24 protein-coding genes are annotated in these 23,614 nt (G+C 64.9%); 11 read left to right on the top strand and 13 right to left on the bottom strand.

The genetic code is table 11. The features are described from left to right. Positions 1 to 9 precede the first annotated feature (9 nt). The 5 genes from hsaD to MWU77_RS19610 all read left to right on the top strand — a co-directional run bounded on the left by hsaD (position 10) and on the right by MWU77_RS19610 (position 4,290). Complete coding sequence (gene hsaD, locus MWU77_RS19630) at positions 10 to 882, top strand: 4,5:9,10-diseco-3-hydroxy-5,9,17-trioxoandrosta-1(10),2-diene-4-oate hydrolase (protein WP_247274564.1); 873 nt, start codon at positions 10 to 12, stop codon at positions 880 to 882. Next, a complete protein-coding gene (gene hsaC, locus MWU77_RS19625; protein ID WP_169688107.1) occupies positions 882 to 1,784 on the top strand; it encodes an iron-dependent extradiol dioxygenase HsaC in 903 nt (300 codons plus the stop codon). The genes hsaD and hsaC overlap by 1 nt, the downstream gene beginning before the upstream one ends. Further along, a complete protein-coding gene (gene hsaB / locus MWU77_RS19620) occupies positions 1,781 to 2,389 on the top strand; it encodes a 3-hydroxy-9,10-secoandrosta-1,3,5(10)-triene-9,17-dione monooxygenase reductase subunit (protein WP_247274563.1) in 609 nt (202 codons plus the stop codon). Before hsaC ends, hsaB begins: the two co-directional genes overlap by 4 nt. Positions 2,390 to 2,535: 146 nt before the next feature. Next, positions 2,536 to 3,819, top strand: a complete 1,284-nt coding sequence (locus MWU77_RS19615; RefSeq protein ID WP_247274562.1) for an NADH:flavin oxidoreductase — start codon at positions 2,536 to 2,538, stop codon at positions 3,817 to 3,819. A gap of 186 nt (positions 3,820 to 4,005) precedes the next feature. Beyond that, complete coding sequence (locus tag MWU77_RS19610; RefSeq protein WP_169688110.1) at positions 4,006 to 4,290, top strand: DUF4193 domain-containing protein; 285 nt, start codon at positions 4,006 to 4,008, stop codon at positions 4,288 to 4,290. Between the two features lie 44 nt (positions 4,291 to 4,334). Here MWU77_RS19610 and MWU77_RS19605 read toward each other — a convergent pair whose 3' ends face one another. From MWU77_RS19605 to MWU77_RS19590, 4 genes are read right to left on the bottom strand one after another with little or no spacing between them, the layout of a single operon-like run. After that, a complete protein-coding gene (locus MWU77_RS19605; RefSeq protein ID WP_247274561.1) occupies positions 4,335 to 6,830 on the bottom strand; it encodes a bifunctional lysylphosphatidylglycerol flippase/synthetase MprF in 2,496 nt (831 codons plus the stop codon). Next, positions 6,827 to 8,140 (bottom strand): alpha/beta hydrolase family protein, encoded by a 1,314-nt coding sequence (locus tag MWU77_RS19600; protein ID WP_247274560.1) that lies wholly within the window; start codon positions 8,138 to 8,140, stop codon positions 6,827 to 6,829. Before MWU77_RS19600 ends, MWU77_RS19605 begins: the two co-directional genes overlap by 4 nt. Positions 8,141 to 8,144: 4 nt before the next feature. Beyond that, positions 8,145 to 8,945, bottom strand: a complete 801-nt coding sequence (locus MWU77_RS19595) for a hypothetical protein (protein WP_169688112.1) — start codon at positions 8,943 to 8,945, stop codon at positions 8,145 to 8,147. Positions 8,946 to 9,005: 60 nt separating this feature from the next. Further along, positions 9,006 to 10,493, bottom strand: coding sequence for an NAD-dependent succinate-semialdehyde dehydrogenase (locus MWU77_RS19590; protein ID WP_247274559.1), 1,488 nt, complete (start codon positions 10,491 to 10,493; stop codon positions 9,006 to 9,008). 111 nt (positions 10,494 to 10,604) lie between these two features. Between MWU77_RS19590 and MWU77_RS19585 the strand changes: the two genes are divergently transcribed. After that, positions 10,605 to 11,846: an aspartate aminotransferase family protein gene (locus tag MWU77_RS19585; RefSeq protein WP_169688114.1), complete on the top strand. Its 1,242-nt coding sequence runs from the start codon at positions 10,605 to 10,607 to the stop codon at positions 11,844 to 11,846. An 18-nt stretch (positions 11,847 to 11,864) separates the two neighbouring features. Next, positions 11,865 to 12,362, top strand: coding sequence for a DUF3830 family protein (locus tag MWU77_RS19580; RefSeq protein ID WP_169688115.1), 498 nt, complete (start codon positions 11,865 to 11,867; stop codon positions 12,360 to 12,362). 73 nt (positions 12,363 to 12,435) lie between these two features. Here the strand turns inward: MWU77_RS19580 and MWU77_RS19575 are convergent, their stop codons facing one another. From MWU77_RS19575 to MWU77_RS19560, 4 genes are all read right to left on the bottom strand, one after another. After that, positions 12,436 to 13,455 (bottom strand): zinc-binding dehydrogenase, encoded by a 1,020-nt coding sequence (locus MWU77_RS19575; RefSeq protein ID WP_247274558.1) that lies wholly within the window; start codon positions 13,453 to 13,455, stop codon positions 12,436 to 12,438. A 125-nt stretch (positions 13,456 to 13,580) separates the two neighbouring features. Beyond that, positions 13,581 to 14,474, bottom strand: coding sequence for a thioesterase family protein (locus tag MWU77_RS19570; protein WP_247274557.1), 894 nt, complete (start codon positions 14,472 to 14,474; stop codon positions 13,581 to 13,583). 46 nt (positions 14,475 to 14,520) lie between these two features. Further along, positions 14,521 to 15,081, bottom strand: coding sequence for a TetR/AcrR family transcriptional regulator (locus tag MWU77_RS19565; protein WP_169688118.1), 561 nt, complete (start codon positions 15,079 to 15,081; stop codon positions 14,521 to 14,523). Positions 15,082 to 15,113: 32 nt separating this feature from the next. Beyond that, positions 15,114 to 15,569 (bottom strand): tautomerase family protein, encoded by a 456-nt coding sequence (locus MWU77_RS19560; protein WP_169688119.1) that lies wholly within the window; start codon positions 15,567 to 15,569, stop codon positions 15,114 to 15,116. Positions 15,570 to 15,882: 313 nt separating this feature from the next. On the opposite strand from MWU77_RS19560, the gene MWU77_RS19555 reads away from it, so the two are divergent. Further along, positions 15,883 to 16,635, top strand: a complete 753-nt coding sequence (locus MWU77_RS19555; RefSeq protein ID WP_169688120.1) for an enoyl-CoA hydratase/isomerase family protein — start codon at positions 15,883 to 15,885, stop codon at positions 16,633 to 16,635. Between the two features lie 119 nt (positions 16,636 to 16,754). Here the strand turns inward: MWU77_RS19555 and MWU77_RS19550 are convergent, their stop codons facing one another. Both MWU77_RS19550 and MWU77_RS19545 read right to left on the bottom strand, forming a co-directional pair. Continuing rightward, positions 16,755 to 18,128 carry an amidase gene (locus tag MWU77_RS19550; RefSeq protein WP_247274556.1) on the bottom strand — a complete coding sequence of 458 codons (1,374 nt, stop codon included), beginning with the start codon at positions 18,126 to 18,128 and terminating at the stop codon, positions 16,755 to 16,757. 43 nt (positions 18,129 to 18,171) lie between these two features. Further along, a complete protein-coding gene (locus tag MWU77_RS19545) occupies positions 18,172 to 19,146 on the bottom strand; it encodes a D-2-hydroxyacid dehydrogenase (protein ID WP_247274555.1) in 975 nt (324 codons plus the stop codon). Positions 19,147 to 19,226: 80 nt separating this feature from the next. Here MWU77_RS19545 and MWU77_RS19540 point away from each other — a divergent pair, with 80 nt between their 5' ends. From MWU77_RS19540 to MWU77_RS19530, 3 genes are read left to right on the top strand one after another with little or no spacing between them, the layout of a single operon-like run. Then, positions 19,227 to 19,967, top strand: coding sequence for an Asp/Glu/hydantoin racemase (locus MWU77_RS19540; protein WP_247274554.1), 741 nt, complete (start codon positions 19,227 to 19,229; stop codon positions 19,965 to 19,967). 16 nt (positions 19,968 to 19,983) lie between these two features. After that, positions 19,984 to 20,721, top strand: coding sequence for a maleate cis-trans isomerase (locus MWU77_RS19535; RefSeq protein ID WP_247274553.1), 738 nt, complete (start codon positions 19,984 to 19,986; stop codon positions 20,719 to 20,721). Further along, positions 20,708 to 21,391: a GntR family transcriptional regulator gene (locus tag MWU77_RS19530; RefSeq protein WP_247274552.1), complete on the top strand. Its 684-nt coding sequence runs from the start codon at positions 20,708 to 20,710 to the stop codon at positions 21,389 to 21,391. The genes MWU77_RS19535 and MWU77_RS19530 overlap by 14 nt, the downstream gene beginning before the upstream one ends. Here the strand turns inward: MWU77_RS19530 and MWU77_RS19525 are convergent. The 3 genes from MWU77_RS19525 to MWU77_RS19515 all read right to left on the bottom strand — a co-directional run bounded on the left by MWU77_RS19525 (position 21,360) and on the right by MWU77_RS19515 (position 23,606). Then, on the bottom strand, positions 21,360 to 22,103 hold the full coding sequence (locus MWU77_RS19525; protein WP_374229932.1) for an acetoacetate decarboxylase family protein: 744 nt from the start codon (positions 22,101 to 22,103) through the stop codon (positions 21,360 to 21,362). The two genes, MWU77_RS19530 and MWU77_RS19525, sit on opposite strands and share 32 nt — an antisense overlap. Before the next feature lie 65 nt (positions 22,104 to 22,168). After that, complete coding sequence (locus tag MWU77_RS19520) at positions 22,169 to 23,044, bottom strand: aldo/keto reductase (RefSeq protein WP_247274550.1); 876 nt, start codon at positions 23,042 to 23,044, stop codon at positions 22,169 to 22,171. Between the two features lie 10 nt (positions 23,045 to 23,054). Then, the gene (locus MWU77_RS19515) at positions 23,055 to 23,606 is read right to left on the bottom strand and encodes a zeta toxin family protein (protein WP_247274549.1); all 552 of its coding nucleotides are present in this window, start codon (positions 23,604 to 23,606) and stop codon (positions 23,055 to 23,057) included. Positions 23,607 to 23,614: the final 8 nt, after the last annotated feature.

Raw genomic sequence — 23,614 nt, 5'->3', positions numbered from 1 at the left:
GGACCGCCCGTGACTGCAACGCAAGAGATCACCTACGAATCGACGTCCCGCTTCGCGCAGGTCCGCGACGATCTGCGCCTGCACTACCACGAGGCAGGCGTCGGGAACGACACGACGATCGTGCTGTTGCACGGCGGTGGCCCGGGCGCGTCGGGCTGGTCGAACTTCTCTCGCAACATTCCCGTGCTCGCGGAGAAGTTCCACGTCATCTGTGTCGATCAGCCGGGATACGGCAAGTCCGACAAGCCCACCGAGCACCCGCAGTACTTCGTGCACAGTTCGACCGCGCTGAAGGCCCTGCTCGACCACCTCGGTATCGAGCGCGTCCACCTGCTCGGTAACTCCCTCGGCGGCGGTGCGGCCGTGCGTTTCGCTCTCGATTTCCCCGACCGTGCCGGTCGGCTGGTCCTCATGGGTCCGGGCGGGCTCAGCGTCAACCTGTTCGCCCCCGACCCGACCGAGGGAGTCCGCAATCTCGGCAAGTTCAGCTACCAGCCCACGCGTCAGAACCTCGAAGCCTTCCTTCGGATCATGGTGTTCGACCAGTCACTCGTCACCGACGAACTGATCGACGAGCGATTCGAAGCCGCCAGCGCCCCCGAATCACTCGCCGCCGCCAAAGCGATGGGGAAGTCGTTCTCCAGCAGCGACTTCGAACTCGGTATGCTCTGGCGCGACGCCTACAAGCTCCGGCAGCGCGTCCTGCTCATCTGGGGGCGGGAAGACCGCGTCAATCCACTCGACGGCGCGCTCGTGGCACTCAAGATGATCCCGCGCGCACAACTGCACGTCTTCGGTGGCTGCGGGCATTGGGCGCAACTCGAGAAGTTCGAGGAATTCAACCGGATCACGGCGGATTTCCTCACCGACGGAGGTAAATGATGTCGATCCGGTCCCTCGCGTATCTGCGTATCGGCGCGACCGACGTGGCCGCGTGGCGCGACTACGGTCTCAAGGTCCTGGGCATGGTCGAAGGCAAGGGTACGAACCCCGACGCCCTGTATCTGCGCATGGACGACTTCCCGGCTCGGCTCGTCATCGAGCCGCACGACACCGACCACCTGCTGGTGTCGGGCTGGGAGACGGCGAATGCCGGCGACCTGCAGACGGTGCGCGACAACCTGTCGGCCGCCGGGGTCCCGTTCAAGGAAGGCACTGCGGAGCAGCTCGCCGACCGCCGCGTCGACGAGATGATCGTGTTCCAGGATCCGTCCGGCAATACGTTGGAGGCGTTCCACGGCGCCGCGCTCGAACACCGTCGTGTGGTCAGTCCGTACGGGCACAAGTTCGTGACCGGCGAGCAGGGCCTCGGACACGTCGTGCTCTCCACCCGCGACGACGAGGAGTCGCTGCGGTTCTACCGCGATGTCCTCGGCTTCCGCCTGCGCGACTCGATGCGTCTGCCTCCACAGGTGGTGGGCAGGCCGGCCGACGGCAAGCCTGCGTGGCTGCGATTCTTCGGATGCAACCCGCGTCATCACAGCCTCGCGTTCATGCCGATGCCCACACCCAGCGGCATCGTGCACCTGATGATCGAGGTCGAGAATTCCGACGACGTCGGTCTCGGGCTCGACCGGGCACTGCGCAAGAAGGTCAAGATGTCGGCGACCCTCGGCCGTCACGTCAACGACAAGATGCTCTCGTTCTACATGAAGACACCGGGCGGATTCGACGTCGAATTCGGTTGTGAAGGATTGCAGGTCGAAGACGAGGGTTGGATCGCCCGGGAATCGACTGCTGTGAGCCTGTGGGGGCACGACTTCTCGGTGGGGTTCACGCAATGAGTGCCCCGACAGACGGTGGCGCCGGTGCGTTCGAGCCGCAGGGGGTCGCGCCCCTCGACCCGAGGACGTTCCGCACCGTCCTCGGGCAGTTCTGCACCGGCGTCACCATCATCACCACTGTCGACGACGACGCGCCCGTCGGATTCGCCTGCCAGTCGTTCGCAGCCTTGTCGCTCGACCCGCCGCTCGTCCTCTTCTGTCCTACGAAGCAATCCCGCTCGTGGTCGGCGATCGAACGCAGCGGCCGGTTCTGTGTGAACGTGCTCGGAGAAGACCAGCAGGACGTGTGCGCCCGCTTCGGGTCGAAGGAACCGGACAAGTTCGCGGGTGTCGAGTGGACGTCGTCGCCGCTCGGCTCGCCCATTCTCGCCGGGTCGCTCGCGCACATCGACTGCACCGTCGAGACAGTGCACGACGGCGGCGACCACTGGGTGGTGTTCGGCCGGGTCTCCTCATTGAGTGAAGTGGGAGAGCAGCTGGGCAGGCCGTTGCTCTTCTACCGCGGTCAGTACACGGGTATCGAACCGGAGAAGACCACCCCGGCGCCGTGGCGCGATGACCTCGAAGCGTTTCTCACCACTGCATCCGAGGACACCTGGCTCTGATTGCCTGAAGCGAGCGGTGTCTCCTGATCGTCGAACTCCGCTCCCGTCGCTGATCTGCTGTCGCCGCTTCCATTGGGCGGGAGCACTCTGTCGCGGGTGGCCCGCGGCATACATGGTGAGCCTTGTCACGACGAAAGGTTCAATGTATGCCCTCGATTACCCCGCCGGACCCCTTCGACCCAGCACAGCTGGGGCCGATACAGCTGCGCAACAGGATCATCAAGGCGGCCACGTCCGAGGGGCGGTCTCCCGACGGCCTCGTCACGCAGGATCTGATCGACTTCCATGTCGCGTACGCCCGAGGAGGCGTGGGCCTGACAACGGTGGCCTACTGCTGCGTGAGTTCGGAGGGCGCCAGTGCGCCCGGCCAGATCCTCATGACACGGAATGCGGTGCCGGGCCTACAGCGCCTGACCGAGGCCGTCCACGCCGAAGGCGCCGCGATCTCGGCCCAACTCGGACACGCCGGTCCGGTCGCATCCAAGAAGATCACCGGGGTCACCGCGGTGGCGCCGAGCAGGATGGTCAACCCGACCGCGCTGGAGTACTGCCGGGCGATCTCACGCCGTGAAATAACCGACGTCGTACAGCGTTTCGCTGACGCGGCAGCAATCGCCGTCGACTCCGGCTTCGACGCCGTCGAACTGCACTTCGGTCACAACTATCTACCCAGCTCGTTTCTGAGTCCTCTGTTCAATCGACGTCGCGATGAATACGGTGGCGACATCGACAACCGATCCCGATTCGTCCGGGAGATCGCGGATGCAGTGCGTACGCGAGTCGGTAACGCCATCGCTGTCACGGCCAAGATCAGCATGGACGACGGAATTCGCGGTGGAATCGGTGTGTCGGAATCGCTGCGGACCGCACAGTTGCTCGATGCGGACGGCACCCTGGATGCACTCGAGTTGACCCAGGGGTCGTCGGTGGTGCGTCAGATGTTCCTGTTCCGCGGGGACGTCCCGGTGGACGACTTCGCTGCTGTGATGCCGCAGCCGTGGAAGACCGGTGTCCTGCTCTTGGGAAAGAAGATCCTTGGAGAGTTCCCCTATCACGACCTCTACATGCTCGAATCCGCGCGACAGTTCGTTCCGTTGATGAAGAACACCAAGCTGATCCTGTTGGGTGGCATCACCGACTTCGACCACATGTCCACTGGGATGGCTGAGGGATTCGACTTCGTCGCGATGGGGCGGGCTCTGCTTCGTGAGCCGAATCTGGTGGAGGCGATTCGAACAGACCGGTCCAAGCAGACGTACTGCACACACTGCAATCGATGTATGTACACCGTGTACGGGCGTACGCACTGTGTCCTGGACCCCGCGTCGGCGTTCGGAGCTGTTGATTCTGCCCGTGGAGCCGACAGTGCGGTTATCACAGGCGTCGACGAACTCGCGGCGTCGGCAAGGGGATCGGTATGCCGGGACTGAGAGGGCGAGTGGCGCTGATCACCGGAGGCGGCCAGGGCGTCGGGCGGGGGATTGCTCTGGCGGCAGCGGACGATTGTGAAATCACCATGTGATCGGGCATAAATCCTCCCCCGAGCGTGTTGTGCTCTACCATCGGTCAACCAAGACCAGGTACAGCCGCCAATCGTGCATGAATGGGAGGAGCCCATGGCAACCGACTACGACCGCCCCAGGGTCGAACAGAACAATGATGAACCGCTCGACATTTTGGGGCCCGGCCGCAACACCGCACAGGCGGCGGTGGCGGACGTCGAGGAAGCCGACACCGCCGAATCGTTCGAGCTTCCCGGTGCGGATCTCTCCGGTGAGGAACTGACCGTCCGCGTCGTTCCTCGCCAGGCAGACGAATTCACCTGCACGCGTTGCTTTCTCGTTCAGCATCGCAATCGCATGTCGGATCAGGAAGAGAACATCTGCCTGGATTGCGCCTGAGAATGCTGTTCTCGCAACGGTCGAACGCCGTTCGGCGACTGCGGTCAGCGTTGCAATATCCGTGACATGAGCTGCCGTCCCTGCTCGAACGACATGTTCGGCAGGTACGCGTGGCCGACCGCGAGCCCGATCCGCGGCAATGCCGTGGAGTCGGGAAACACCATGTACATGGGGCGATGGCGGGGCTGGAACTTGGCTTTGAACGACAGGAGCGACCGGAACCCGTACACGGGCTCGAGAACCTGACCGAGCAGGTTCAGGAGGTCGTCGAGTGCACCCCGCTCATCGCCACCGGACTCGTCCGCCGCACTGGCGAGCGGGGCACCGGACAGACTGAGGAACTCGAGCCCGTCCTCGCGGGCAGACAGCGCAGCCGACGCGATGAGGAACTCCATCACCGGCGGAAACCCGTCGGAATGCCGTCGCATGAAATCGAGTGTGAGCCCCACGAGCCTGCCGTCGCGGAACACCGGCATCCACGAGGTGACACCGTGCATATGGCCGTCGGTGTCGAGTGCCACCAGCAGGCGGATCTCCGGGTCCTTCAGTTCCTCCAGCCCTCCGAGTGTGAAACCCATTTCGGGAAGCCCCTTGTCGGAGACCCACTCTTCCGAGATCTCGACGATCTGTGAAACCACCGACAGGGGAGCTTCGGAGAATGTGGTCCAGCGGGCCTCGATGCCCTGTTTGGTCGCGCGATTCAAAGAGGTCCGTACGTCCTGGAACTTCTTGCCCTTGAACGCGAGCTCCGGCAGGTCGAGGAGGGTTTCCTCGGCGACCTGCACACAACTCCAGCCGTGGTTGCGCGCAACGACTGCGAGATCTTCGCCGACCGAATAGAAGCACGGCGTCCATCCGTTACGTAGACAGTACGAAGCAAACGCATCGACGGCGTCGGCGCGTGTCGACGGATCGCCAACGGGGTCCCCTGTGGTCAGGGCGATACCCGAGTGAACCCGATACGCGACTGTGTGGGCACCGTCGTCACTGAACCAATAGCTGTTGCCGGGCCACGTGATCATCCATGACAGCGATTCGCCTCCTGGTGATCGCAACAGGGCACGAACCCGCTGTTCGTCGGTAGCGGAGTGCCCGAGCGCGGGAATCGTGAAGCTACGGAACATCAACACGGCGAAGACGACCCAGACCACGATTCCCACCCATTCGAACAGCACCGTCGCGGGAATCGTCGCAGGCAATATCGGCGGGTCGAACAGCTGCAGATACACCGGCGGTACGAGCCGGCGAGGAAAGTCGCGTAGCAGCGTCACCGGACCGGGGTCGCGATCGAAGCTCCCGGCGAGAAGCGATCCTGCTGCTACGTAGACGACCAGTGCCGCCGCGGTCACGGCGGCAGTACCGAGCCACACGCGCCGGTAGGTTCCGCGTGGCGCACGCACCTGGAACAACCGGTGCGTCGCCAGAAGCACCACGAGGACCGCGAGAAGCACAGACAACGGCGCCAGTTCCTGGTACAACGATCCGTGCCGGTGATATCCGTACACCAGCGAACGCGTCTCGGTCGCTCGGACCACGGCACTCGCCGTCGCTGCAGCGATGAGTGCGAGGTGTCCCCATACCGTGAGCAACCACGCGGCGCGGCGTCCACGCCGCAGACCCTCCGCGCCCACCAGCAACACCGCAGCGGGCAGCAGATTCGCGACCAGCGGACCGAACCCCGAGAGTCGGAGGGCCTGGTGCCCTTTGCGGCACTCGTCGGCCAGAGCCGGATCGTCACACACGTCCACGAGTTCGCGCGCCGTGTAGGGGACCTGGCCGAACAACTCACGCAGGGCCGACAGCGGACCGATGGCGTGTGGCGAGAAGGCGGCGAGCGCAGGGCCGAGCACACTGGCCGCGACCACGAGAGCGACGAGTGTGCGTTGTTCTCTGATCGTGCCGCCGAGTGTTGCGACGTGCGGACGACCCCGGAAGAGGAGGGGGCCCAGCACCAACCCGGCAACAGCAGCGCCGAGGCGCGTCAGGTCTTGCAGGTGACCGGCAAACAGCGTGGTGGTGATCAGGAAGACGAGCACGACCATGCGGATTCGTCGTCGCCACAGTGTCGACATCGCCGCGGTGGCAGTCAGGAGCGTGCCGATGATCCAGGGAAGTGGATCTTCGATCAGATGGCCGTGGAGAGCGATTCCCCACGAGTTCGGAAACGTGGAGACTAGCTGTGCTACCGCCAGTGCTGCGGCTGCACCCACGCCCTGAGTGACGGCCGCGCCGATCGCGAACCGCCTGCTACCGCAGAGATTCTCGACCGGAACGGCAACTGCCAGGACGGCGGCGGTGACGAGAAGGTAATCCGCGAGCCTCGACGCGAACAACCCGGATGTCCAGAGCACCCACACATGCCCGTCCGAGAAGCTCGACACTCCGAGCGAGACGTCGTGGGCGAGACCTCGCGACGGGCCGCGCAGGATGCTTCCCGTGACCGCGCCGAGAATCCAGAGTCCAGCAAGCAGCGTGAGCGAGACAGGAGCGCTTCGCAGTATCGACGTGTAGCGCGCGACAACCGGTCGAACGTGTGTCACGGGTGTGTCAGGCCGAGTCGCTGACCGAGCCACGGCAACTCCTTCTCCAGTCCGGCCGACCACGCCTCGAAACTGTGCCCGCCGGGTAGTTCGGTGAGATGGACATCCATACCCGCAGCCTGCGCGGCGGCTTTGAGTTGTTCGATGCCGGAACGGAATTCGCTGTCGTCACTTCCGACGACGAATGCACCAGCCGACTCCGGGAAGCGTTCATGGGCCAGCAGGTCGGCGGGATTCATGCGCTCGAAGGCGGCTTCGTCACCACCGAACACCTCGTCGACCGTGCGGGTGCGGTCGCCGAGCGTAGGCTCACCCTGCCCCGACATGTCGAGGAACGTGGGGTAGGCATCCGGCCGCAGCGTCGCCATCTGCAGCGCGCAGGTGCCCCCGTACGACAGGCCACCGATGGCCCATGCCCTCGGATCGGTGTCCACCTGAAGGTTGTTGCGCACCCACGCGGGCACGTCCACAGACAGATAGGTCGCGACGTTGCCGAGATGTGAGTCGACGCACAAGGGATTGGCGAATTGGCTTCCGGTGCCGTCGGCGAGCACCACGATCGGTGCGAGTCCGCTGTGTTCGGAGGCAAACGCATCCATGGTCTGGGTGAGCCGGCCGCCGATGAGCCAGTCCTCGGTACTGCCGGGTAGTCCTGCCAACAGCACCAGAACCGGTAGCTCCGGACGGGGGTCGGAGAAATAGGCGGGCGGAAGGTAGAGGTGCGCCGCGCGGGCTTCGAACCCCGAGGTCGCGCCCGGTATCGGAGCGGTGATCACCGCGCCGCTCGTCGGTAGGCGAGGCGGTGGCGTCCACGTGTCGCTCGGGACCGTCCTGGCCGGCTCCAGCGAGTCGAACGATACGGTGCGGAAACTGTTCACACCCAAGGCCGCGCGGACGGTCGGGTACGCGTCGTACACGGCGTTGATATGACCTGCGGCGGCCAGCGTGACGACCAGCCATGCCGCGATCAACCCGCACGCCACGGGAAGATGGCGCCGGGCCCGATCGCGGGCCAGCAGACGGCCCACGAGGAGGGTGAGAGCGAGAATCGCAATCCCCGACCACACGTAAACCGTCGTCGGGAGGGGATCGGGAAACGGCCGCCACAGCTTCTCGACCACAACTGCGGCCGCCACCGTGACCACCAGCGCACATGACCCGAGCACAGGTAGGAGGACGAGCCACTGCCTGGTTCGCCTGGCGGCGAGTACGCCGAGCCCGACGACCGCAGCCGCGGTGAAGACGATCGCCGCTGCACTCGTGGTCAGCGGTAGATCCAGCACAGGGTCGGTGATCCCGGACAAGGACACCGACTCAGTATGGATCGGCCTCGACATCTCCGGAGTCGTTGTCGCCGATCAGCGCTTGGACGATCACCGGTGACGCAACGAGCGCGATAGCGACGACGAACAGATACCCGACGATGGTGAAGACGATCCCGAGTGTCCCGAAATGCGCTTCGGAACTGGCGGTGACATGGGGCAGTGCGATTCGTCCTCCGACGCTGACAGCGGTCAGCAGTGTTGCTGTGAGAAGGCCGGTGGCGACCAGCACTCGAGTGGGAACGAGGCCTGCCGTGAGCAGTGTGGGGCACGTCGTCCAGACACCGACCCACATGCACCACTGAGCGATCAGCGCGATGATCGGTGACCCGAGTTGGTGGATCAGTCCGGTGACCAGCGCGGAGGTCGCCACCAGCAACAGGACCGCACACCACCGCCACGCATGGGACAGGCGCAACACGGGCGTATCCCAGATCTTGCCGTACACCCTGCCGAGCGCACGCGCGAACGATGTGCCACTGATGAGGACCATCAACAGCCCCACCGCGCCGAACGCCGCCGCTTCCGACGTCACCTCGAATCCGTCCTGGACGAGCGCATCGGGATCGACTCCGAACGGAGCGAGCAGGGTCTCCCGAATTGTGGACGTGTCGACGAGGAGCGACGCGGCCATGATGACGGGCAGAACCGAGGTGAACAGCTGCGCAGCGAGCGTCATCGAGCGGTCGACGAGTTCGATGCGCCCGAGCCCCACCAGAATGCGCTCGAGGGCGCGGCCCACCGGGTGGGTATTCAACTCGGCGCGGACGCGCGCCACCGTCGTGGCCGGCATGGAGCGATCCTGCCAGGGAGCAGCTCCTCGTGTGCGCCGAACGACCGCAGTTCCGTACGGTTACAGCGCCACACCGATGTACTTGGTTTCGAGGAACTCGTCGATTCCGGTGAAGCCGCCTTCGCGCCCGAGACCGGACTCCTTGATCCCGCCGAACGGTGCGGCAGGGTTGGAGACCACGCCCTGATTCAATCCCACCATGCCGGCTTCGAGCGCTTCGCACACGCGTAGCCCTCGTCGCAGATTCTCGGTGTAGACATAGGACACGAGCCCGAACGGGGTGTCGTTGGCACGTCGGATCGCTTCGTCCTCGGTCTCGAAAGTACTGATCGCCGCGACCGGGCCGAAGATCTCGGTGTGGCACATCTGCGCGTCGTCGGCGACGTCGGTGAGCACCGATGCCGGATAGAAGTATCCGAGTCCGTCGACGGGGGTACCGCCGAGGGCGACGGTCGCGCCGCGGGCAACGGCGTCGTCGATGAGCTCGCTGACCTTGTCGACGGCGGCGCGGTTGATGAGCGGCCCGACGACCACCCCGTCCTCGACACCTCGGCCCATCGGCAGTTCGGACATACGCTCGGTGAGGCGCTTCGTGAATTCCTCGGCGACACCGCGCTGGACGAGGATACGGTTCGCGGCAGTGCAGGCCTGTCCGATGTTGCGCATCTTCGCGGCCATCGCGCCGTCGACCGCGGAGTCGAGATCCGCATCGTCGAAGACGAGGAACGGCGCGTTGCCGCCGAGTTCCATCGAGGTGCGCATGACGGTGCGCGCACACAGTTCGAGCAGGTGTTTGCCGACTCCGGTCGACCCCGTGAACGACAGCTTGCGTGAGCGCGGATCGAGGATCAGCGGCGCCATCACGTCATCGGACTGCGACGTGGTGACGACGTTGACGACCCCGGCCGGAAGTCCCGCCTCGCTGAGCAGGTCGGCGAGGGCGAGTATCGACAGCGGTGTCTGCGACGCCGGCTTGATCACGCTCGTGCAACCGGCAGCGATGGCCGGGCCGATCTTGCGGGTGCCCATCGCCATCGGGAAATTCCACGGAGTGATGAGCAGAGTCGGGCCCACCGGCTGTCGGGTCACGAAGAATCTCGATCCGCCCGCGGGCGCCTGCATGTAGCCGCCGTCGATGCGGACGGCCTCCTCGGCGAACCAGCGGAAGAACTCGGCCGCGTAGCTCACCTCGCCGCGTGCCTCGGCAAGGGGCTTACCCATCTCGAGCGTCATGATCAGCGCGAGCCGATCGACATTCTCGATCATGAGCCGATACGCGTCCGCGAGGATCGTCGAGCGTTCACGCGGTGACGTCTGCGCCCACGAATCCTGCGCGGCTGCCGCGGCGTCGAGGGCGCGCATCCCGTCGGCGGGGCTCGCGTCGGCGACCGAGCACAACTCCCGTTCGGTGGACGGGTCGACGACGGGCATCGTGCGGTCGGCGTCCTGCCATCGACCGTCTATGAAGAGGCCCGTCGGGACCGTGCGGATGGCTGCGTCTTCGTTAGGGCTGAGCTTGTCGTTCCGAGTGACCGCCTGATCGGGCATGGCATGCCTTTCGTCCGTTGCCTTCGGTCTCCGCCCATGTTATGCATATTGTCAACAATCCAACAATAGGATTGGGATTCGAACTCGGTCGCCGAACCCGGGAGGGTTGTCATGACTCGACTGTCTCCACTGCTTCAGCAAGCCACGCCCGTCACCGTCGACCACGCCGCCGGCAGCTACATCTACGGCACCGACGGACGCAGATACCTCGACTTCACAGCGGGAATCGGTGTCACCAGCACCGGTCACTGCCATCCGCACGTCGTAGAAGCGGCACAGCGACAGATCGGCTCGCTGATCCACGGCCAGTACACGACCGTCATGCACAAACCCCTGCTCGAACTCACCGAACGGCTCGGCGCCGTCCTGCCCGAAGGTCTCGACTCGCTGTTCTTCGCGAACTCGGGGAGTGAGGCGGTCGAGGCCGCGCTGCGCCTGGCCCGCCAGGCCACCGGACGTCCCAACGTGATCGTGTTCCACGGTGGATTCCACGGCCGCACCGTCGCCGCCGCGTCGATGACCACCTCCGGTACACGATTCTCCGCGGGGTTCAGCCCCCTGATGGGTGGCGTGCACATCGCGCCGTTCCCCAACGCGTACCGCTACGGATGGACCGAGGAGCAAGCCACCGATTTCGCGCTGAAAGAACTCGACTACCTCTTCGCGACGGTCACCTCACCGGCCGAAACCGCGGCGTTCATCGTCGAACCCGTTCTCGGCGAAGGTGGTTACGTTCCGGGCAACACCCGCTTCTTCCAAGGCCTGCGTGAGCGTGCCGACCGGCACGGCATCCTTCTCGTCTTCGACGAGATCCAGACCGGATTCGGGCGCACCGGAAAGTTCTTCGGGCACCAGCACTTCGACACCCGGCCCGACGTGATCACAATCGCGAAGGGCCTCGCCAGCGGGTTCCCCCTGTCCGGTATCGCGGCATCCGAAGAGCTCATGGCCAAAGCATGGCCCGGATCCCAGGGCGGGACCTACGGCGCCAACGCTGTAGCGTGCGCCGCCGCAATCGCCACTCTCGAGGTCATCGAGAAGGAAGGCCTCGTCGACAATGCCGCGGCACGCGGCACCGAACTGCTCGAAGGGGCACGTTCACGTGCCACCGACGCAGTAGGCGATGTGCGGGGACTCGGTTTGCTGGTGGGCAGTGAGTTCGTCACTGGCGAGGGGGTTCCCGATCGCGAACGCGCCGCGGCTGCACAGAAACTCGCGTCGAGCAAGGGACTGTTGCTCCTGACCTGCGGGGCATACATGAACGTCGTGCGGATGATTCCGCCGCTCATCGTCACCTCCGAGCAGGTCGAGGACGCCCTCGGCATCTGGTCCGAGGTGCTCGCCGAAGTCTGATCGCGTCCAGGAGGTTCCGTGGCCCGCTTCATCACGATCACGCTCGACAAGCGTGGCATCTCCTGCCGCGCACGACTCCTCGACGCAGAGGCGCCGCTGACATGCGAGGCGGTGTGGAACGCCTTACCGCAGAGCGGCGCCGCGTTCCACGCGAAATACGCACGCAACGAGCTGTATACGCTCGTCCCGCGAATCACGACCGCGCCGCATCGTGAAAATCCTACGGTGACACCGATTCCCGGTGATGTGTGCCTGTTCGATTTCGAGCCGTGGGAGATCGGCAACCCCGCGTACGGGTACGAACCGGGATCGGAGGCCCACCACGAGCAGGGCGCCACCGACCTGGCGCTGTTCTATGGCCGCAACAACCTGCTGATCAACGGTGACGTCGGGTGGGTGCCGGGAAACGTGTTCGCGGCCATCGAGGACGGGTTACCCGAGCTCGCGGTGGCATGTAACGACCTGTGGATACAGGGGGTGGTGGGGGAGACGCTGACCTTCGCCCGAGCGAGGTGAGCGGGGCAAACTCCGTAGCGAGCGCCCCGGGTCGCCGCCGAACACCCACCTGGTCGTATGCTCGCTGCCCGGCCTATGAGCCGGAATCCGGGTTGCGAACGAAGACGGGCTTCGAGTGCCGCTCGGTCAATTGATCGGGAAGTTCCTCCCAGTCGAAGACGTGGGAGACCACGGCACGGGGGTCGACCTTGCCGGTTGCGGCCAGCTCGAGGGCCGCGGGAATGTTGGATCGGACGTTGTCCCGTCCTATGCGCATCGTCATGCTGTTGAGATACATGTTGATCAACGGAAGTTCACCGGGCTGGAAGTGATTGCCGGCGCTCTCGCAGAAGCCTTCAGGCTTGAGGGACTGTGCCGCGAGCGCGAGCTGGTCCACCCGTCCCGTGGCCTCGACGGCGAGATCGAAGCCTTGATGAATCGGTGCGGTCTCGGCAAGCGTACGCGCGCCGAACTGTTCGGCAAGTGCTCGGTGCCCTTCGTCGGGGTCGACATACAATACGTCCCCGACGCCCAGTGCTCTGGCTATGTCGCAGACATAGAGGCCGATGCTTCCACGCGCAATGACCAGGACCGACATGTCCGGGCGGGAGCTGACGTGCGGAGCGACGAGTCGCCAGGCGAGGGACCAGTTGTCGCTGGCGGAGGCCATCGCAATGGGGTCGAGGCCCTGCGGCAGCGGGACGAGCATGGCGTCGGCGTAGGGGACCTTCACGAGGTCGGAGAAGAGCCCACCCCATGACCCACCGAGCGGGGCGCCGTACATCGCCATGTGAGGTACGTTCGCGCAGTGCGCGTGGAGTCCGGATCGGCAGCGGTCGCATGTGCCACAGCTGATCGACCAGGGTACGACGACGATGTCGCCGGGCAGGACCGTGGTGACCTCGTCTCCGACGTCGATCACTTGCGCCACGCATTCGTGCCCGATCGCGAAGGGTGGTTCGATGAAGCCGCGGCCTGCGAGGATCTGAGAGTCGACGTCGCAGGTGGTCGCCGCGATGGGAGCTACGATCGCTTCACCGGCGCCGTCGACTTTGGGATCTGCTGCTTCGCGCCACTCGGCGGTCCAGCGTCCGGTGTATATGAGTTCTCGCATGGTGTATGCCTTTCGCGACGGTTGGGGTACCGCTAGCGCATGTGGGCGCGTGGTCCCAGAGATTCAGTGCACGCTTCTTGTCGGTGCTGGGTCCGCTGAGGCTGTAAGCCCGGTGCGGTGCGGGGTTACACGCGCTCGGGACGCTTCTCGACCAGGACGTTCTGCGTGCTGCGTCCCACGGGTCCGGCGGGGGTGTGGATGACGGCTGCGCTCATAGCTATTCCGTCGTGTCCGATCGAGGTTTCGCATTCGAGACCGATCCATGACCCTCGGGGTGGCTCGAACAGATGGACGGACAGCTCGGTGTTGAGAAACGTCCATTCATGGGGATCGAGACGCGCGCCGAGCCCGTTCGCGAGGTCAGCGAGTGCGACCGCATGGGTGAGGTCGCTGGTCGGCTCACCTTCGACGAGGGGCTTCGCCATCCGCAGCCAGGCCGAGGTCGGGGTATTGCGAACTCCTATCGGTGAGACCACGCGCCAATCGATGGCATTGACGAATCCGACCCGCCAGGAATCCGGTAGAGGGAACGAGCGGGGATCATCTGCCTCGCCGTCCTCTGTGGGGGGCAGGGCCGAATCGGCATGATGGGCAACTTCTCGGGTGTCGGTGTTGACGAGTCGCCACCCACGGGCTTTGGCGACGGGCCTGAATGTGTTGTCGGAGTTTCGCGAGTGGAGTTCGGCGGCAACCAGTTCGATTCTGCGTCCGGGGCGCTCGACCCATGCATGAACTCTGAGATCGGACAGCGGCACCGGTCCCAAGATCTCGACGGTAACGCGAGAGATCCGGGTTCGGTCCCGTGGTTGACATCGCTCCATCGCTCGGGCCATCAGACCCGCCACCGGGCCTCCGTGCTGGATCCCGGGGCCCCAGGGGCTGCCGGAGTGCTCAGAGGGTGTGAAGGTCTCCCATATGGTGCCGTCCGAGGCCGATTCGGTGGCGTCGAGTCTGAAGCAGCCGTCGATGGTGTCGGGGGCGGCCGCAGTGCGCCGCCCCTCGGTCATGCTGTCGGTCATATTGATTGCCTTACATCGAGTTTCGATGAGACGCGGTAGCGCGTGCTCACCGGTGGAGTAGTATTCGGAGCTGTTTGCTGGTGGCTTCGAGAGGTGTGAGGGAGCGCTGAACCCGTGCCATCATGATCGCGCCTTCAATGGCGGCGACGCACATGGCAGCGAGTTCGTCCGCGTCTCCCGTGGACCGGTCCTCGTCGCGAAGTGATGAGGCGAGAATGTCGACCCATCGGCCAAGGGCCGCGGCTGTGCTGTCCCGGAGCGCGGGGTCGCCGTATCCTTCCTGTGCGACTGCCGCGACAGGACACCCAGCGTGGTAGTCGCTGCGGAGCAACCATTTCCCGAAGTAGTCGCAGACACCTTCGACGAGCTGCGCCGCCGTTGCCCCGCGATCGATTGCCGACGACAGTCGAGCGGTCACTTCGTTACCCGCCCTGTCGACGGCGGCCTGGATCATCTCTGATTTCCCACCGGGAAAGTGGTGGCGGACGGAACCTCGGGGTGCTCCGGAGTGCTCCAGTACGCGGTCGAAGGATGTACCGGTCAGTCCGCGTTCCCGCAGGACCTCGGTTGCGCTCGCCACCATCTTGTCGCGTGTTCCACGGGCCATGACGTCACTACCATCCTCTGTTGTCGCGCGAGTCAGTCGGTCGTAATGCTCCCATTCCGGTCTGCGCGGGCTTGTGCAGCAGCCGCCCGAAGCTCAGCGAACATTATGGGTTGGCCCCCGGCGCCCCAGTTGCCGTCGGGGATCTCGTGGATGTGTACCCAGATTCGGTACGGATCGGGATCGCCGCCGTCGGCCTCGCGGATTGCCGCTGTCGCGTCCGTGATCATGCCCGCCTTTCGGCGCTGACTCAGGGCGCCTTCGGGGACGGTTGCCGAAAGTAGGTAGAGGGGCTGCTCGGCACGTTGTCCGCCCTGATTGACGGCCCAGTCCGGGCGTTCGTGTAGTTGCACCCAGGTGGCGGCGCGGAAGAACGGCGTGTCGGGGACGCTCTCCCAATGCATCAGGATCTCGGTCAGCTTCGTGACCAGTCCGGTGCGTGCCTCGGAGGTCAGGGCGCCTTTCGGGTACGTCAGTTCGAGTAGCGGCATCAGCCCATCCTCATCGTCGGAATTATTATATGCAACATAGCATAATCGGTGACGGACGATTGAGTCGATGGAGGGCATGTGCGAAATCGAGTTTTGTATCGTGGCCTGTCGTCATAGGTTTCGGTGATCCGACCGAACACGTCCTGATCTTTGTCGTCCCCTCGTCTTGATGCTTCACTCGAGGTGAGCTCGATCCAGTCGGGATTGGAGAAGCGGTGGATCTCGAGTCCATGCGCGCGTCGGTGCAGGACGCGTTCGGATGGCGGCCGACGATTCGACCCCACCCTCGCGCCGGACAGAAGGAGGAGTCCTCATGGGACAGCCACTCATCACAGACAAGGATGGAACCCGCCGCATCACTCTCGATCGACCTGAGATCCTCAACGCACTCCAGGTCGAAGATCTCCCGGTCATTACCGGAGCGGTCGAATCAATCGGTCCGGAAATCAGGGCGATCGTCCTTACTGGCTCCGGAGACCGATCGTTCTCCGCCGGCATGCATGTCGAGACCTTCGCGGACGCAACGCCGGAAACAGCACACCGCATCATTTCTCAGGTCCGCGACTGTGTCGGCGCAATCAGACTCGCCCCGGTTCCTGTCATCGCAATGATCAACGGATACTGCCTCGGTGCCGGATTCGAAATGGCTCTCGCCGCGGACCTCCGGATCGCGCACCCTGAGGTCGAGTTCGGGCTGCCCGAGGTGAAGCTCGGTATCCCATCGGTTGTCGATGCGGCGCTTCTCCACCACTACGGGGGTCTGTCCAAGGCCAAGGAGATCATCCTCACCGCGGATATGTACTCGGTCGCAGACCTCGCGCCCTACGGTTTCGTGAACAGGATCGTCGCCCCTCACGAACTCGAAGACGCGACTGCTGATCTGGTTACGGGATTGTCCAGCTGCACCCGCGAGGTCCTGGCCGCGCAGAAGCGACTGTTCGAGATCTGGCTCAACAGTGGCCTCCAGCCCGGAATCGACGCCAGTGTCGAGGTATTTGCCGATCTTTTCACGTCACCGGTCACTCGCCACGCCATCGCGCAGTACCAGCCGGTATCGCGAAAGTGAGAGTATTCGGGGTCGGTCAGGACCTCTGACTGTGGCCCCTGTGGTAATGCATCGCGCACAGCGTTGAGTGCAGGACGGGAAACTCGAATACCTTTGTCGCCGAGCGCGTCATGAACCCTTCAGGCGGCCAGTGCATATTCCGCGAACCGTGCGACTGCGAGGACCAGGTCGTCCGAGTGCCGCGGCCCCACGATCTGGAGTCCGACGGGAAGCCCGGCCGATGTAGTGCCTGCCGGAATACTGATCGCCGGCTGTTGTGAGAGGTTGAACGGGTAGCTGAACGGCGTCCACTGCGGCCAGGTGGTTGCCGACGACCCGGGTGGCACGTCGTAGCCGGCCTCGAACGCCGGTATCGGTACCGCAGGAGTCAGCAGCACATTGTGCGTCGTGTGGAACGTGCCCATGGTGATGCCCACGGCGGCGGCGACGGCACGAGCATCGAGATACTCTACGGCGCTGAGTGTTTCGCCGCGCTCCCACACTCGGGCCAGGCCCGGATCGACCTTGTCGCGTGCGCCGTCGGGGAAGTTCTTCAGCATCGCGGCGGCGCCGGAGGCCCACAGCACTTCGAAGGCTTCGAGCGGGTCGCCGAATCCGGGATCGGCTTCGGTGACGGCGAGGCCGGCATCAGCGAGCCGACGCACGGCACGGTCGATGATGTCGCCTACCTCGGGGTCGACCGAGACGTAGCCGAGCGTTTTCGAGTACGCGACATCGAGACCGACGACCGCTCGGTCCAGTGAGCCACGGAATGTCATGACGGGAGGTGCGAGCGCGGTCGGGTCACGGGGGTCGGGTAGCGACAGGATGTCGGTGAGCAAGGCCGCGTCCTCCACCGTTCGGGTGATGGGCCCGGCATGCGCAAGCGGACCGAACGGGCTGGCGGGGAACAGCGGAATCCGCCCGTGCGTCGGTTTGAAACCGACCACACCGCAGAACGCCGCGGGGATGCGGATGCTTCCGCCTCCGTCGGTGCCCACCGAACATGGCCCGAACCCGGCTGCAACTGCGGCGGCACTGCCGCCGGACGATCCGCCCGCGGTCTTCGTCGTGTCGTGAGGGTTGCGGGTGATCCCGTACAACGCGGAGTCTGTCACGGCCTTCCACGCGATCTCCGGTGTCGTGGTCTTGCCGACGAACACCATCCCGTCCTCACGAAGTCGTGCGGTGACGGGGCTGTCGACATCCCATGCTTGATCGGCGTCGACGGCCTGCGAGCCGCGTAACGTCGGCCAGTCCTTGGTGAGGAAGATGTCCTTGATCGAGATGGGTACCCCGTCGAGCAGTCCCTTTGCATACCCGGTGCGCCAGCGCTCCTCGGATCGGCGGGCCTGCTCCAGGGCTCGATCTTCGTCGACCAGGCAGAACGCGTTGATGTCGCGATCGTGCTCGGCGATGTCGTCGAGGACTGCTCGAGTGGCCTCGACCGGGGACAACTCACCCGCGGAGTAGGCAGTCACCAGCTCGACCGCGGTCATGTCGGTGGGCTTCATGAGTTGCCTCCCTGGTGTTCGGACTTGCTCCCGGCGTCAGGCCTCAGGTGCTCGGCACGTAGCCGAGGTGCTTGTCGACGACGTTCTCGAGCTCACCGCTGGAACGCCACCGCTGGAAGTTGTCGACGAACACGTCGACCAGCGCGTCTCTCCATCCGCGGAAGTCACCGGAATTATGCGGTGTGATCATGACATTCGGAATATCCCACAGTGCGTGTTCCGGCGGGAGCGGTTCGGTGTCGACGACGTCGAGTGCGGCGCCTGCGAGCTCCCCGGAACGCAGGGCGTCAACCAGGTCGTCGGTGCGGACGAGGTCGCCGCGTCCGACGTTGATGAAGCGTGCGCTCGGTTTCATCGCGCGGAACATGGAGGCATCGAACATGTCACGTGTCTGCTCGGTCAAGGGTGCAGCGACGACCACGAAATCGGCGTCTGCGAGTGCCTCGGTGAGGTTTTCGGTGGCGGTGACGGTGCCGAAATCGGGGTCGTCGGCGCGTGCGCGTCGCCCGGAGCCTCGGACCTCCATGGCGACCGCGGTGAGGAGGCGTGCGATCGCGCGACCGATGGGGCCGGTGCCGACGACGAGAGCGGTGCGTCCGGCGATACGTTCGGATTCGCGGTGCTGCCACGTGTGCTCGCTCTGGAGCCGAAGTGATTGCGGGAGATCTTTCGCGAACGAGAGGATCTGCGCCAGAACGTATTCTGCGATCGGCTGATCGAATACGCCGCGAGAGTTGGTGACGGTGACATCGCTGTCGCGCAGTGCCGGGAACATGATGGGATCCACTCCCGCTGCGGCCACGTGGACCCAGCGCAGTGTCTCGGCGGCATGCCATGCGCGGGCGAGTGAATCGGTGAGGAAGTCGTAGACGAACAGCACGTCGGCGCCCTCGAGGGCGGTGGCGAGGCCGTCGCTGTCGGTGTAGCGGATCTCGGCGTGTTCGGCCACCGGGGCCAGGAGCGTCGTGTCGGGCACTGTCTCGGCATGCAGTACCGCTACTACCGGGTTCGCTGTCACGTTTGACACGGTATGAGGACATCGTATTATTGTCAACAATCCTCGTACGGTGGTGTCTTCGGGTAGAAGCAGAGGGCCCTATGGAATTGAACATCCCCGAATTCGAGGGACCCCTCGCACAGCGAGGCATCGGCATCATTGCACCATTCGACCTCGCGCTCGAACGCGAACTGTGGCGCTGGACCCCGCTCGAAGTGAGCCTGCACCTCGCGCGCACACCCTTCGAGCCCGTCGCGGTGAGCAGGGCGATGGCCGAACTCGTCTCCGATCGGCGCCACCTGATGGCCGCGACCCGCGACATCCTGCAGGTCGAGCCCGAGGTGGTCGCCTACCTCTGCAGCTCCGGGTCGTTCGTCAAAGGCGTGGCGTACGAGAAGACGCTGTGCGACGCGATCTGCGAGGCCGGGGCACCAGAAGCGGTGACGACCTCGGGGGCGCTGCTCGAAGCGCTCCGCGAACTGAGCCTGACCAGGATCTCGGTGCTCACCCCGTACGACGAGGAGCTGACGCTGCTCCTGAGCGATTTTCTTGCCGAAGCGGGAACCGAGGTTCTGCGTTCCGACCACCTCGGGCTCGGTGGCGGAATCTGGAAGGTCAACTACCGCACCATCGCCGAACACATCATCGGCGCCGATACCCCCGAATCCCAGGCCGTTTTCGTCAGCTGCACCAACCTTCCGACGTACGACCTGATCGCACCGCTGGAACGTGAACTGGGCAAACCGGTGCTCACGGCCAATCAGCTCACGATCTGGGCGTGTCTCGGCAGGATGAGGCTGCCGATGACAGGGCCCGGCCAGTGGTTGAGAGGTGTTTTCTGATGAAAGGTGTCGCCTGATGGTCAGTTGTCCGACGGTCGGAATCATCTACCCCGACCATGCGGCCGAGGACGACTACGCGTTCGCCGCGGATCTTCTCGGAGTCCGGATTCCGGTCGTACACATCTACGGAACCGACCTGCACGCGGTGCCCGAACTTCTCGACCTCGGCAGCCCCGGGAAACTCGCCGCTGGGGCAGCGAAGCTCACCCCGGAGCAGCCCGATGCCGTCGTCTGGGCCTGCACGTCCGGGAGTTTCGTGTACGGATGGGAAGGCGCGCGTAACCAGGTCGATCAGCTTTCGGCAGCCATCGGTGGCCTCCCCGTGTCGAGCACGAGCTTCGCGTTCGTCGAAGCAGTGCGAGCCCTCGGCGCACGCCGCGTCGCGGTCGCCGCAAGCTACCCGCGCGACGTGAGCGAGCTTTTCGTCGACTTCCTGTTCTGTTCGGGGATCGACGTCATCTCGTTCACCGGTGCGGGCATCGAGACTGCAGCCCAGGTAGGCACCCTCACCTCCCGTGAGGTGCTCGACCTCGCTGCAGCCAACGATCACCCCGATGCGCAGGTGCTCCTCGTGCCCGACACCGCCATGCACACGCTGCGCTTTCTGCGCGACATCGAAGCGCACATCGGCAAGCCGGTCCTCACCGCCAATCAGGTGACGGTGTGGGAAGGCCTCCGGCTCGCGGGATATAACCTAGGACGCCCGGAACTGGGCACACTGTTCGAGGAAGGTGTCGATCATGGCGCTCGGTGATCTCGGGGATCTGCAACCCGTGGCTCAACCGTCGACGGCGGAACTGATCGCTGATCAACTGCGTTCGGCCATCGTCCGCGGCGCCATCGAACCCGGCGCACAACTCGGTGAGGCCGAACTCGCGACACGTTTCGCCGTGTCGCGCGGACCGTTGCGCGAAGCCATGCAGCGCCTCGTGTCCGAAGGGCTCCTCTACAGCATCCGTAACCGGGGGATCTTCGTCACCGAACTGACCTTCGACGACGTCGTCGACGTCTACAACAATCGCCGTGTCATCGAGGGTGGCGCACTCGATCTCGTGCTCGACGGGCGCCGTGAGCAGACATGGCAGGATCTCGGGACCGCGATCGACGCGATGCGCGTGGCTGCGGACAGGGGCGACGCCGCCGGTGTCTCCGACGGCGACCAGATGTTCCACGAGATCCTTGTCGCCGGTGCATCGAGCCCGCGGCTGATCCGGTCGGCCCGCACGCTACTCGTCGAAACCCGTATGTGCCTCGGGGCGCTGCACACGACCTATCCGGATCTGCACGTGCAGGTCGACGAGCATGTCGCGTTGCGCGAGGCGATCCGCACCGCCGAACCCGACGTGGTGCGCAAGCTTCTCGGCGAGCACTTGCACGACACCGTCGATCGGCTCAGGGCTCAGGGTCTCGGGGGGCAGGAGTAACGGTCTCGGCGCTGCCGAAGGTCATTCTCAGGTCGGGGATGGACGACGTGACCAGTGCGCGTCGCGGCAGACCCAGGCGGCGTAGTTCCTCGGCGATCGGATGGGTGCCCAGCCGCAGCGCCGCACCGCCGATCCGGGTGCGCACGCCGCTGGGATTCATGTCCCACGTGGTGCGACGAGTGACGCCGTCGAGGTGCGAGTAAGCGGCCAGCGACGCGGCGATACCCTTTCCTGGCACGGGCAGGCCAGGAGCCACCGACAGCTCTGCGATCAGCGCGCCGTCGCAGCTCACAGTTCCTCGCTTGGTGTCGCTGCGGTGGTCGGTGTCGAAATCCGCGAGGATCTTCGGGAAGCCCCATATTCCGCGACCCGCCGCGCGCGTGAATTCGCCGTCGACCGGCAGTTGGTGGATCAGCGCGCCGGCGCCGCCGGTTGCGAGGTCGCGCAGATCCTGCGGCACGCCGCCACCGCGCCGGGCGTGGTCGCGGACGAGGAAGCAGACCCCGAACTCGTTGTAGGGTCCGAGGTCGCCATCGACGTAGTCGACGAACACGAGCGTGCACAATCCACGGCCGGGTCGGTACTGCAGGAGCTCGAGTCCGGTGTGGTCGATCAGGGCCTGAGCGGGGGAGACCGGGACGGAGAAGACGGCCATGAACGCGGTCGCCGTGCGCACCTGCACAGGCATCTCGATGGGAGTGCCCAGCACCATGTGAACATCACTCATACCAGCAATGAGAACACGTTCTAGAAATTAAGGGAACAGGGCAGTAGTGTTCACTTCGGTGCGCCGGCGTTCATCTCGTCCGGGTGCGCACCCACACGATTGCCGTTGTCGAGGGTGTCGATCTCGCTGAGATCGAGATCGGACAGCTCGAAATCGAACACGTCGATGTTCTGGGCGATGCGCACGTCGTGCACCGACTTCGGGATCACGATCAAGCCGTTCTGCAGATGCCACCGAATCAGCACCTGCGCAGCGCTCTTGCTGTGACGGTCGGCGATCCGGTCGACGACGGGGTCGGTGAGCAGGGTGTTGGGCTTCGAATTCGGCCCCCAGCCGGAGTTGCTGGTGCCGCCGAGCGGACTCCACGACTCGACCGCGATGCCGTGTTCTGCAGCCGTGGAGCGGATCGCATGCTGAGGAAGGTTCGGGTGCAGCTCCACCTGATCGACGGCCGGCAGCAGCCCACCGCGGTCGACGAGCAACTGCAGGTGGTGCGGTTCGAAGTTGCACACACCCACGGCCTTCGCCCGGCCGGATTCGGCGATCTTCTCCAGGGCGTCCCACGTGCGCAGCAGACGATCGTTGTCGCGTAGCGGCCAGTGGATCAGGTACAGGTCGACATACTCGGTGCCCAATTTGGTGAGGCTCGTGTCGAAGGCCTTCAGGGCAGCGTCGTAGCCCTGGTCGGAGTTCCAGAGCTTGGTGGTGACGAAGATGTCCTCGCGCGGAACCGAGGTGCCCGCGAGCGCGCGGCCCACGCCCTCCTCGTTGCCGTACGCGGCGGCGGTGTCGATGTGCCGGTAGCCGGCTTCGTCGATTGCGAATCGGACGGCGTGCTCGGTCTCATCGTTGGTGGCCTGCCAGACTCCGAGGCCCAGCTGCGGGATGGTGGTTCCGGAGTTCAGCGCGATTTCGGGAGTCGTCATACGTTCGAGCCTAAAGGCGGGCCGTCCACCCGTCGATGTCATGTCGGCTCGTCAGCCGCACGACGGGAAGATCGGGATGCCGTTCGAGGACCTCACGGATACGCCCCGTGTACGAGCCGTACGTCGACCACGACCACCGGATGATGTTCTCGCGTCGGGTGAAAAGTGTGTAGAACGGCGGTTCCACGTTGCCGTTCCACAACACCTCACGCCGGATTCGCCGGCGCAGCGTCCGGCGGATCACCTGCCGCATCACGACGGGGCGAGGTAGATCGAGCCAGATCATCAGATCGGCCCGCTCCGCAAGCAATGGACGGACCACGGTGTACTGCCACTCGGTTACCCAATACGGCTGTGAGGTGAAGTCCTCCACGTCGGCGACGAACGACGGCCGCGGCGTCCAGTTCGGCCCATGATGCAACCCGTCGATTTCGATGTGCTCGATCCCGAGAGAATCGCCGACCTTCGCCGCGAGTGTCGTCTTCCCGGACCCCGATGCCCCCGCCACGACGATGCGGCAGGGGCGATCGGGCGGGGGCGTCGACGAATCGAGGAGAGGCACCCGGGGAG

The sequence above is a fragment of the Rhodococcus sp. F64268 genome (assembly GCF_023015605.1).
In the GTDB taxonomy this organism is placed as follows: Bacteria; Actinomycetota; Actinomycetes; order Mycobacteriales; family Mycobacteriaceae; genus Rhodococcus.
This window is presented reverse-complemented; position numbering and strand designations above follow the sequence as displayed.

Bases quoted from the DNA above. Each gene is read 5' to 3' on its own strand.
- MWU77_RS19550 (WP_247274556.1), bottom strand. From the start codon at position 18,128: ATGAAGCCCACCGACATGACCGCGGTCGAGCTGGTGACTGCCTACTCC.
- MWU77_RS19535 (WP_247274553.1), top strand. From the start codon at position 19,984: ATGGTCAGTTGTCCGACGGTCGGAATCATCTACCCCGACCATGCGGCC.
- MWU77_RS19615 (WP_247274562.1), top strand. From the start codon at position 2,536: ATGCCCTCGATTACCCCGCCGGACCCCTTCGACCCAGCACAGCTGGGG.
- MWU77_RS19570 (WP_247274557.1), bottom strand. From the start codon at position 14,474: ATGACCGACAGCATGACCGAGGGGCGGCGCACTGCGGCCGCCCCCGAC.
- MWU77_RS19595 (WP_169688112.1), bottom strand. From the start codon at position 8,945: ATGCCGGCCACGACGGTGGCGCGCGTCCGCGCCGAGTTGAATACCCAC.
- hsaC (WP_169688107.1), top strand. From the start codon at position 882: ATGTCGATCCGGTCCCTCGCGTATCTGCGTATCGGCGCGACCGACGTG.
- MWU77_RS19585 (WP_169688114.1), top strand. From the start codon at position 10,605: ATGACTCGACTGTCTCCACTGCTTCAGCAAGCCACGCCCGTCACCGTC.
- hsaB (WP_247274563.1), top strand. From the start codon at position 1,781: ATGAGTGCCCCGACAGACGGTGGCGCCGGTGCGTTCGAGCCGCAGGGG.
- MWU77_RS19555 (WP_169688120.1), top strand. From the start codon at position 15,883: ATGGGACAGCCACTCATCACAGACAAGGATGGAACCCGCCGCATCACT.
- MWU77_RS19530 (WP_247274552.1), top strand. From the start codon at position 20,708: ATGGCGCTCGGTGATCTCGGGGATCTGCAACCCGTGGCTCAACCGTCG.
- MWU77_RS19525 (WP_374229932.1), bottom strand. From the start codon at position 22,103: ATGGTGCTGGGCACTCCCATCGAGATGCCTGTGCAGGTGCGCACGGCG.
- MWU77_RS19565 (WP_169688118.1), bottom strand. From the start codon at position 15,081: ATGGCCCGTGGAACACGCGACAAGATGGTGGCGAGCGCAACCGAGGTC.
- MWU77_RS19540 (WP_247274554.1), top strand. From the start codon at position 19,227: ATGGAATTGAACATCCCCGAATTCGAGGGACCCCTCGCACAGCGAGGC.
- MWU77_RS19590 (WP_247274559.1), bottom strand. From the start codon at position 10,493: ATGCCCGATCAGGCGGTCACTCGGAACGACAAGCTCAGCCCTAACGAA.
- MWU77_RS19610 (WP_169688110.1), top strand. From the start codon at position 4,006: ATGGCAACCGACTACGACCGCCCCAGGGTCGAACAGAACAATGATGAA.
- MWU77_RS19560 (WP_169688119.1), bottom strand. From the start codon at position 15,569: ATGCCGCTACTCGAACTGACGTACCCGAAAGGCGCCCTGACCTCCGAG.
- MWU77_RS19520 (WP_247274550.1), bottom strand. From the start codon at position 23,044: ATGACGACTCCCGAAATCGCGCTGAACTCCGGAACCACCATCCCGCAG.
- MWU77_RS19575 (WP_247274558.1), bottom strand. From the start codon at position 13,455: ATGCGAGAACTCATATACACCGGACGCTGGACCGCCGAGTGGCGCGAA.